Consider the following 11,433-nt stretch of genomic DNA (forward strand, 5'->3'; position numbering starts at 1 on the left):
GTTGTGATAGTTATTAAATGGATACACTAATTATGTCAAAAATCGTTGCTCAAGCTGTTGAAGGTATTGTTCAAGTACAATCGACTAACGGTGAAATAAGAGTTCTGAAGCAGGGTGATACGCTACTGCCCGGCGACACGGTGATCACCTCAGAGCAAGGTTCGGTTATCTTGGCATATTTAGACGAAACCGTTAGCGTTTCAGCAAACCAACAATTCGTTATTTCTGAGAGTTGGCTGCAAACAGATATTGCGCCTGAAGACTCCGCTGTTGCCTTAAACACTGCCGACGACATTTTAGCCGTGCTTGATGAAGAAGGTGATTTACTTGAACAATTAGATGCGACCGCAGCCGGCGCTGAAGGCGGTGCAACTGAAAATAGTGGTAATGACTTTGTCAGACTCACCCGCATTGCTGAGTCAAACAACCTAACGCTATTTGAGTTGGGTGCATTCTCTGAAGATGATCCTGTTGTGCCATTATTCTCCGATTCAGCCGCGGCTACTATTGAACCTGTTGAAATTACCATTAATAACATTACCGCCGATGATATTGTCAATGCGGCAGAGGCTGCAGGTTTTATTACGGTTACCGGCACCGCCAGCGGTGGTGATATTGTGGCTGGTAATACTGTTACCCTGATAATTAATGGCGTTACCTACACGACTGTAGTTCTAGCAGATGGTAGTTGGTCAGTCGATGTCGCCGGTAGCGACTTGGCTGCAGACACCACTTTTGACGCTGTTGTGACATCAACTAACGCGCTTGGTAACACGGTACAAAACAGTGCAACCTCTACCCATACGGTTGATCTAACCGCCGATGCCGGTATCGTTACCGTTAATAACATTACCGCGGATGACATCGTTAACGCCGCCGAAGCGGCCGGCACCATTGCGGTTACCGGCACCGCGCTCGGCGGCGATATTGCCCCGGGCGATGTCGTCACTTTAGTGATTAATGGCACCACCTACACCACCACGGTTCTAGCCGATGGCAGCTGGTCAGTCGATGTTGCCGGCAGTGATTTAGCCGCCGATACCGAATTTGATGCTGTCGTCAGCTCATCGGATGCGGCGGGCAATACCGTCGAATCCAGTGCCACCTCCACCCACACCGTCGATCTGAGTGCCGAAGCCGGCACCGTTACGGTGAATAACATCACCGCCGATGACATCGTTAACGCCGCTGAAGCGGCCGGCACCATTGCCGTTACCGGCACCGCGCTCGGCGGCGATATTGCCCCGGGCGATGTGGTCACTTTAGTGATTAATGGCACCACTTACACCACCACGGTTCTTGCCGATGGCAGCTGGTCAGTCGATGTCGCCGGCAGTGATTTAGCCGCAGATACCGAGTTTGATGCTGTGGTCAGTTCATCGGATGCGGCAGGTAACACCATCGAATCGACTGGAACTTCAAGCCACACCGTCGATCTGAGTGCCGAAGCCGGCACCGTTACGGTAAATAACATCACCGCCGATGACATCGTTAACGCCGCTGAAGCGGCCGGCACCATTGCCGTTAGCGGCACCGCGCTCGGCGGCGATATTGCCCCAGGCGATGTCGTTACATTAGTGATTAATGGCACCACTTACACTACTACCGTGCTAGCCGATGGCAGCTGGTCAGTCGATGTTGCCGGCAGTGATTTAGCCGCCGATACCGAGTTTGATGCCGTGGTCAGTTCATCGGATGCGGCGGGCAATACCGTCGAATCCAGTGCCACCTCTACCCATACGGTTGATCTAACCGCCGATGCCGGTATTGTTACCGTTAATAACATCACCGCCGATGACATCGTTAACGCCGCCGAAGCGGCCGGCACCATTGCGGTTACCGGCACCGCCTTAGGCGGCGATATTGCCCCTGGTGATGTGGTCACTTTAGTGATTAATGGCACCACTTACACCACCACCGTGCTAGCCGATGGCAGCTGGTCAGTCGATGTCGCCGGCAGTGATTTAGCTGCTGATACCGAGTTTGATGTGGTGGTGGTATCCAGTGATGCCGCAGGCAATACCGTGGAGTCTACAGGAACATCCTCTCACACAGTTGAAACCACACCAGGTACACTCAACATTTCCGCCACCGTGGATAATACCGACGGTACGCTTGACCTCAGCGGCACCACCACGGATGTTGCCGAAGGTACGCTGATTAACATCACCATCACCGATCAAAACGGTCAAACGGTTATTACCCAAGCCACCGTGCTGGCCGATGGCAGTTACCAGTTAGCCGATGTCGATGTCAGCGCGTTAGCGGATGGTCCATTGACCATTGCTGCAACGGCAGTCGATAACAACGGTAACCCATTAGCGGCAGATACCAATGCTACATTGGATGCCATTGCCGGCTCATTGGATATCGCTGCGACCGTCGATAACACCGATGGTACGCTTGACCTCAGTGGCACCACCACGGATGTTGCCGAAGGTACGGTGATTAACATCACCATCACCGATCAAAATGGTCAAACGGTTATTACCCAAGCCACCGTGCTGGCCGATGGCAGCTATCAGTTAGCCGATGTGGATGTCAGCGCGTTAGCCGATGGCCCATTGACCATTGCTGCCACTGCGGTGGATAACAACGGCAACCCTCTCACTGCCGATACCAATGCCACATTGGATGCCATCGAAGGCAGCCTGGATATTGCCGCGACCGTCGATAACACCGATGGTACGCTTGACCTCAGCGGCACCACTACGGATGTTGCCGAAGGTACGCTGATTAACATCACCATCACCGATCAAAATGGTAAAACGGTGATTACCCAAGCCACCGTGCTGGCCGATGGCAGTTACCAGTTAGAAGGTGTCGACGTCAGCGCGTTAGCGGATGGCCCATTGACCATTGCTGCCACGGCAGTGGATAACAACGGTAACCCATTAGCGGCAGATACCAATGCTACATTGGATGCCATTGCCGGCTCATTGGATATCGCTGCGACCGTCGATAACACCGATGGTACGCTTGACCTCAGCGGCACCACCACGGATGTCGCCGAAGGTACGGTGATTAACATCACCATTACCGATCAAAATGGTAAAACGGTCATCGCCCAAGCCACCGTGCTGGCCGATGGTAGTTACCAATTAGCCGATGTCGATGTCAGCGCCTTAGCCGATGGCCCATTGACCATTGATGCCACGGCAGTAGATAACAACGGTAACGCCCTTGATGCGGATACTGCAGTCACACTCGATGCGGTTGCCGGTACACTGGAAATTGCGGCCTCGGTTGACAATACGGATGGCACCATCGATTTATCCGGCACCACCACGGATGTTGCCGAAGGTACGGTGATTAACATCACCATCACCGATCAAAATGGTCAAACGGTTATTACCCAAGCCACCGTGCTGGCCGATGGCAGCTATCAGTTAGCCGATGTGGATGTCAGCGCGTTAGCCGATGGCCCATTAACCATTGCTGCCACGGCTGTCGATAACAACGGCAACCCACTCACTGCCGATACCAATGCCACATTGGATGCCATCGAAGGCAGCCTGGATATCGCTGCGACAATCGATAACACCGATGGTACGCTTGACCTCAGCGGCACCACCACGGATGTTGCCGAAGGTACGGTGATTAACATCACCATCACCGATCAAAATGGTCAAACGGTTATTACCCAAGCCACCGTGCTGCCCGATGGTAGTTACCAGTTAGAAGGTGTCGACATCATCGCGTTAGCCGATGGCCCATTAACCATTGCTGCAACGGCAGTCGATAACAACGGTAACCCACTCACTGCCGATACCAATGCCACATTGGATGCCATCGAAGGCAACCTGGATATCGCCGCGACGGTTGACAATACGGATGGCACACTCGATTTATCGGGTACCACTACCGATGTCGCTGAAGGCACCGTGATTAACATCACCATTACCGATCAAAATGGTCAAACGGTTATTACTCAAGCCACCGTGCTGGCCGATGGCAGCTATCAGTTAGCCGATGTGGATGTCAGCGCGTTAACGGATGGCCCATTAACCATTGCTGCCACTGCGGTGGATAACAACGGTAACGCCCTTGATGCGGATACTGCAGTCACACTCGATGCGGTTGCCGGTTCATTGGATATCGCTGCGACAATCGATAATACCGATGGTACGCTTGACCTCAGCGGCACCACCACGGATGTTGCCGAAGGTACGCTGATTAACATCACCATCACCGATCAAAATGGTCAAACGGTTATTACCCAAGCCACCGTGCTGGCCGATGGCAGTTACCAGTTAGAAGGTGTCGACGTCAGCGCGTTAGCGGATGGCCCATTAACCATTGAGGCCACGGCAGTAGACAACAACGGTAACCCATTGGCCGCTGATACCTCAGCCACACTCGATGCGGTTGCCGGTTCATTGGATATCGCTGCGACAATCGATAATACCGATGGTACGCTTGACCTCAGCGGCACCACCACGGATGTTGCCGAAGGTACGGTGATTAACATCACCATCACCGATCAAAACGGTCAAACGGTCATCGCCCAAGCCACCGTGCTGCCCGATGGTAGTTACCAATTAGCCGATGTCGATGTCAGCGCCTTAGCCGATGGCCCATTGACCATTGATGCCACGGCAGTAGATAACAACGGTAACGCCCTTGATGCGGATACTGCAGTCACACTCGATGCGGTTGCCGGTACACTGGAAATTGCGGCCTCGGTTGACAATACGGATGGCACCATCGATTTATCCGGCACCACCACGGATGTTGCCGAAGGTACGGTGATTAACATCACCATCACCGATCAAAATGGTCAAACGGTTATTACCCAAGCCACCGTGCTGGCCGATGGCAGCTATCAGTTAGCCGATATAGATATCAGCGCGTTAGCCGATGGCCCATTAACCATTGCTGCCACGGCTGTCGATAACAACGGCAATCCACTCACTGCCGATACCAATGCCACATTGGATGCCATCGAAGGCAGCCTGGATATCGCTGCGACAATCGATAACACCGATGGTACGCTTGACCTCAGCGGCACCACCACGGATGTTGCCGAAGGTACGGTGATTAACATCACCATCACCGATCAAAATGGTCAAACGGTTATTACCCAAGCCACCGTGCTGCCCGATGGTAGTTACCAGTTAGAAGGTGTCGACATCATCGCGTTAGCCGATGGCCCATTAACCATTGCTGCAACGGCAGTCGATAACAACGGTAACCCACTCGCGGCAGATACTAATGCTACATTGGATGCCATTGCCGGTTCATTGGATATTGCGGCCACGGTTGACAATACGGATGGCACACTCGATTTATCGGGTACCACTACCGATGTCGCTGAAGGCACCGTGATTAACATCACCATTACCGATCAAAATGGTCAAACGGTTATTACCCAAGCCACCGTGCTGGCCGATGGCAGCTATCAGTTAGCCGATGTGGATGTCAGCGCGTTAGCGGATGGCCCATTAACCATTGCTGCCACTGCGGTGGATAACAACGGCAATCCATTGGCCGCTGATACCTCAGCCACATTAGACGCCATAGCGGGCTCACTCGACATTGCCGCCACCGTCGATAACACCGATGGTACGCTTGACCTCAGCGGCACCACCACGGATGTTGCCGAAGGTACGCTGATTAACATCACCATCACCGATCAAAATGGTCAAACGGTGATTACCCAAGCCACCGTGCTGGCCGATGGCAGTTACCAGTTAGAAGGTGTCGACGTCAGCGCGTTAGCGGATGGCCCATTGACCATTGATGCCACGGCAGTAGATAACAACGGCAACCCATTGGCCGCTGATACCTCAGCCACACTTGATGCGGTTGCCGGCTCATTAGATATCGCTGCGAGCGTCGATAATACCGACGGTACGCTTGACCTCAGCGGCACCACCACGGATGTCGCCGAAGGCACCGTGATTAACATCACCATCACCGATCAAAATGGTCAAACGGTTATTACCCAAGCCACCGTGCTTGCCGATGGCAGCTATCAGTTAGCCGATGTGGATGTCAGCGCGTTAGCGGATGGCCCATTAACCATTGAGGCCACGGCAGTAGACAACAACGGTAACCCATTGGCCGCTGATACCTCAGCCACACTCGATGCGGTTGCCGGTTCATTGGATATCGCTGCGACGGTGGACAATACCGATGGTACGCTTGACCTCAGTGGCACCACCACGGATGTTGCCGAAGGTACGGTGATTAACATCACCATCACCGATCAAAACGGTCAAACGGTCATTACCCAAGCCACCGTGCTGGCCGATGGCAGTTACCAGTTAGAAGGTGTCGATGTCAGCGCGTTAGCCGATGGCCCATTGACCATTGCTGCCACTGCGGTGGATAACAACGGTAACGCCCTTGATGCGGATACTGCAGTCACACTCGATGCGGTTGCCGGTTCATTGGATATCGCTGCGACAATCGATAATACCGATGGTACGCTTGACCTCAGTGGCACCACCACGGATGTTGCCGAAGGTACGGTGATTAACATCACCATCACCGATCAAAATGGTAAAACGGTTATTACCCAAGCCACCGTGCTGGCCAATGGCAGTTATCAGTTAGCCGATGTCGATATCAGCGCGTTAGCCGATGGCCCATTGACCATTGCTGCCACTGCGGTGGATAACAACGGTAACGCCCTTGATGCGGATACTGCAGTCACACTCGATGCGGTTGCCGGTTCATTGGATATCGCTGCGACAATCGATAATACCGATGGTACGCTTGACCTCAGTGGCACCACCACGGATGTTGCCGAAGGTACGGTGATTAACATCACCATCACCGATCAAAACGGTCAAACGGTCATTACCCAAGCCACCGTGCTTGCCGATGGCAGTTACCAGTTAGCCGATGTCGATATCAGCGCGTTAGCCGATGGCCCATTAACCATTGAGGCCACGGCAGTGGATAACAACGGCAACCCACTCACTGCCGATACCAATGCCACATTGGATGCCATCGAAGGCAGCCTGGATATTGCCGCGACCGTCGATAACACCGATGGCACACTCGATTTATCGGGTACCACTACCGATGTCGCTGAAGGTACGCTGATTAACATCACCATCACCGATCAAAATGGTAAAACGGTCATCGCCCAAGCCACCGTGCTGGCCGATGGTAGTTACCAGTTAGCCGATGTCGATGTCAGCGCCTTAGCCGATGGCCCATTGACCATTGCTGCGACGGCTGTCGATAACAACGGTAACCCGTTAACTGCCGATACCTCAGCGACACTCGATGCCATTGCCGGTTCATTAGATATCGCCGCCACGGTGGATAACACCGACGGCACACTCGATTTATCGGGCACCACCACGGATGTCGCCGAAGGCACGCTGATTAACATCACCATCACCGATCAAAATGGTCAAACGGTTATTACCCAAGCCACCGTGCTGGCCAATGGCAGTTATCAGTTAGCCGATGTCGATATCAGCGCGTTAGCCGATGGCCCATTGACCATTGCTGCCACGGCTGTCGATAACAACGGCAACCCACTCACTGCCGATACCAATGCCACATTGGATGCCATCGAAGGCAGCCTGGATATTGCCGCGACCGTCGATAACACCGATGGCACACTCGATTTATCGGGTACTACCACCGACGTCGCTGAAGGTACGCTGATTAACATCACCATCACCGATCAAAATGGTCAAACGGTTATTACCCAAGCCACCGTGCTGGCCGATGGCAGCTATCAGTTAGCCGATGTGGATGTCAGCGCGTTAGCCGATGGCCCATTAACCATTGCTGCCACGGCTGTCGATAACAACGGCAATCCATTGGCCGCTGATACCTCAGCCACATTAGACGCCATAGCGGGCTCACTCGACATTGCCGCCACCGTCGATAACACCGATGGTACGCTTGACCTCAGCGGCACCACCACGGATGTCGCCGAAGGCACCGTGATTAACATCACCATCACCGATCAAAACGGTCAAACGGTGATTACTCAAGCCACCGTGCTGGCCGATGGCAGCTATCAGTTAGCCGATGTGGATGTCAGCGCGTTAGCGGATGGCCCATTAACCATTGAGGCCACGGCAGTGGACAATAACGGCAATCCATTGGCCGCTGATACTTCAGCCACACTCGATGCCATTGCCGGTTCATTGGATATCGCCGCCACGGTGGACAATACGGATGGCACACTCGATTTATCGGGTACCACTACCGATGTCGCTGAAGGCACGGTGATTAACATCACCATCACCGATCAAAACGGTCAAACGGTGATTACCCAAGCCACCGTGCTGGCCGATGGCAGCTATCAGTTAGCCGATGTGGATGTCAGCGCGTTAGCGGATGGCCCATTAACCATTGAGGCCACGGCAGTGGACAATAACGGCAATCCATTGGCCGCTGATACTTCAGCCACACTCGATGCCATTGCCGGTTCATTGGATATCGCCGCCACGGTGGACAATACGGATGGCACCATCGATTTATCCGGCACCACCACGGATGTTGCCGAAGGTACGCTGATTAACATCACCATCACCGATCAAAATGGTCAAACGGTTATTACCCAAGCCACCGTGCTGGCCGATGGCAGCTATCAGTTAGCCGATGTGGATGTCAGCGCGTTAGCCGATGGCCCATTAACCATTGCTGCCACGGCAGTCGATAACAACGGTAACCCACTCGCGGCAGATACTAATGCTACATTGGATGCCATTGCCGGTTCATTGGATATTGCGGCCACGGTTGACAATACGGATGGCACACTCGATTTATCGGGTACCACTACCGATGTCGCTGAAGGCATGGTGATTAACATCACCATCACCGATCAAAATGGTAAAACGATTATTACCCAAGCCACCGTGCTGGCCGATGGCAGCTATCAGTTAGCCGATGTGGATGTCAGCGCGTTAGCCGATGGCCCATTAACCATTGACGCAACGGCAGTAGATAACAACGGTAACGCCCTTGATGCGGATACTGCAGTCACACTCGATGCGGTTACCGGTACACTGGATATTGCGGCCTCGATTGATAATACGGATGGCACACTCGATTTATCCGGAACCACCACGGACGTTGCCGAAGGTACGCTGATTAACATCACCATCACCGATCAAAATGGTCAAACAGTTATTACCCAAGCCACCGTGCTGGCCGATGGCAGTTATCAGTTAGCCGATGTGGATGTCAGCGCGTTAGCGGATGGCCCATTGACCATTGCTGCCACGGCAGTTGACAACAACGGTAACCCATTAGCGGCAGATACCTCAGCCACATTAGACGCCATAGCGGGCTCACTCGACATTGCCGCCACCGTCGATAACACCGATGGCACACTCGATTTATCGGGTACCACTACCGATGTCGCTGAAGGCACGGTGATTAACATCACCATCACCGATCAAAATGGTAAAACGATTATTACCCAAGCCACCGTGCTGGCCGATGGCAGTTACCAGTTAGCCGATGTCGATGTCAGCGCGTTAGCCGATGGCCCATTAACCATTGAGGCCACGGCAGTCGATAATAACGGTAATCCACTAGCGGCCGACACATCAGCCACATTAGACGCCATAGCGGGCTCACTCGACATTGCCGCCACCGTCGATAACACCGATGGTACGCTTGACCTCAGCGGCACCACCACGGACGTTGCCGAAGGCACCGTGATTAACATCACCATCACCGATCAAAATGGTCAAACGGTTATTACCCAAGCCACCGTGCTGGCTGATGGCAGTTACCAGTTAGCCGATGTCGATATCAGCGCGTTAGCGGATGGCCCATTAACCATTGAGGCCACTGCGGTGGACAACAACGGCAATCCATTAGCGGCAGATACCTCAGCCACATTAGACGCCATTGCCGGTTCATTGGATATCGCTGCGACAATCGATAACACCGATGGTACGCTTGACCTCAGCGGCACCACCACGGATGTTACCGAAGGTACGGTGATTAACATCACCATCACCGATCAAAATGGTCAAACGGTTATTACCCAAGCCACCGTGCTGGCCGATGGCAGTTATCAGTTAGCCGATGTCGATGTCAGCGCGTTAGCCGATGGCCCATTAACCATTGAGGCCACTGCGGTCGATAACAACGGCAACCCTCTCGCGGCCGACACATCAGCCACACTTGATGCGGTTGCCGGCTCATTAGATATCGCTGCGAGCGTCGATAATACCGATGGTACGCTTGACCTCAGCGGCACCACCACGGATGTTGCTGAAGGTACGGTGATTAACATCACCATTACCGATCAAAACGGTCAAACGGTCATTACCCAAGCCACCGTGCTGGCCGATGGCAGCTATCAGTTAGCCGATGTGGATGTCAGCGCGTTAGCCGATGGCCCATTGACCATTGCTGCCACTGCGGTGGATAACAACGGTAACGCCCTTGATGCGGATACTGCAGTCACACTCGATGCGGTTGCCGGTACACTGGATATTGCGGCCTCGATTGACAATACAGATGGCACACTCGATTTATCGGGCACCACCACCGACGTTGCCGAAGGTACGCTGATTAACATCACCATCACCGATCAAAATGGTCAAACGGTTATTACCCAAGCCACCGTGCTGGCCGATGGCAGTTACCAGTTAGAAGGTGTCGATGTCAGCGCGTTAGCGGATGGCCCATTAACCATTGAGGCCACTGCGGTGGACAACAACGGCAATCCATTGGCCGCTGATACCTCAGCCACACTGGACGCCATTGCCGGTTCATTGGATATCGCTGCGACAATCGATAATACCGACGGTACGCTTGACCTCAGCGGCACCACCACGGATGTCGCCGAAGGTACGCTGATTAACATCACCATCACCGATCAAAACGGTCAAACGGTGATTACCCAAGCCAACGTGCTGGCCGATGGTAGTTACCAGTTAAAAGGTGTCGATGTCAGTACCTTAGCCGATGGCCCACTAACCATTGACGCGACGGCAGTCGATAACAACGGCAACCCACTCACTGCCGATACCAATGCCACATTGGATGCCATCGAAGGCAGCCTGGATATCGCCGCGACGGTTGACAATACGGATGGCACACTCGATTTATCGGGTACCACTACCGATGTCGCTGAAGGCACGGTGATTAACATCACCATCACCGATCAAAATGGTAAAACGATTATTACCCAAGCCACCGTGCTGGCCGATGGCAGCTATCAGTTAGCCGATGTCGATATCAGCGCGTTAGCGGATGGCCCATTGACCATTGCTGCCACTGCTTTCGATAACAACGGCAACCCTCTCGCGGCCGACACATCAGCCACATTAGACGCCATTGCCGGTTCATTAGATATCGCTGCGAGCGTCGATAATACCGATGGTACGCTTGACCTCAGCGGCACCACCACGGACGTTGCTGAAGGCACGCTGATTAACATCACCATCACCGATCAAAACGGTCAAACGGTTATTACCCAAGCCACCGTGC

General features: G+C 53.4%; 1 protein-coding gene. It reads left to right on the forward strand.

Translation table 11 applies throughout. The features are described from left to right. Positions 1–32: 32 nt before the first annotated feature. Positions 33–11,433, forward strand: an 11,401-nt coding sequence (locus LMJ53_RS14100; RefSeq protein ID WP_229587680.1) for an Ig-like domain-containing protein, incomplete at its 3' end; no start/stop codon positions are given.

Source organism: Rheinheimera sp. UJ51 (genome assembly GCF_020819615.1).
GTDB classification, from domain to species: Bacteria; Pseudomonadota; Gammaproteobacteria; order Enterobacterales; family Alteromonadaceae; genus Alishewanella; species Alishewanella maricola.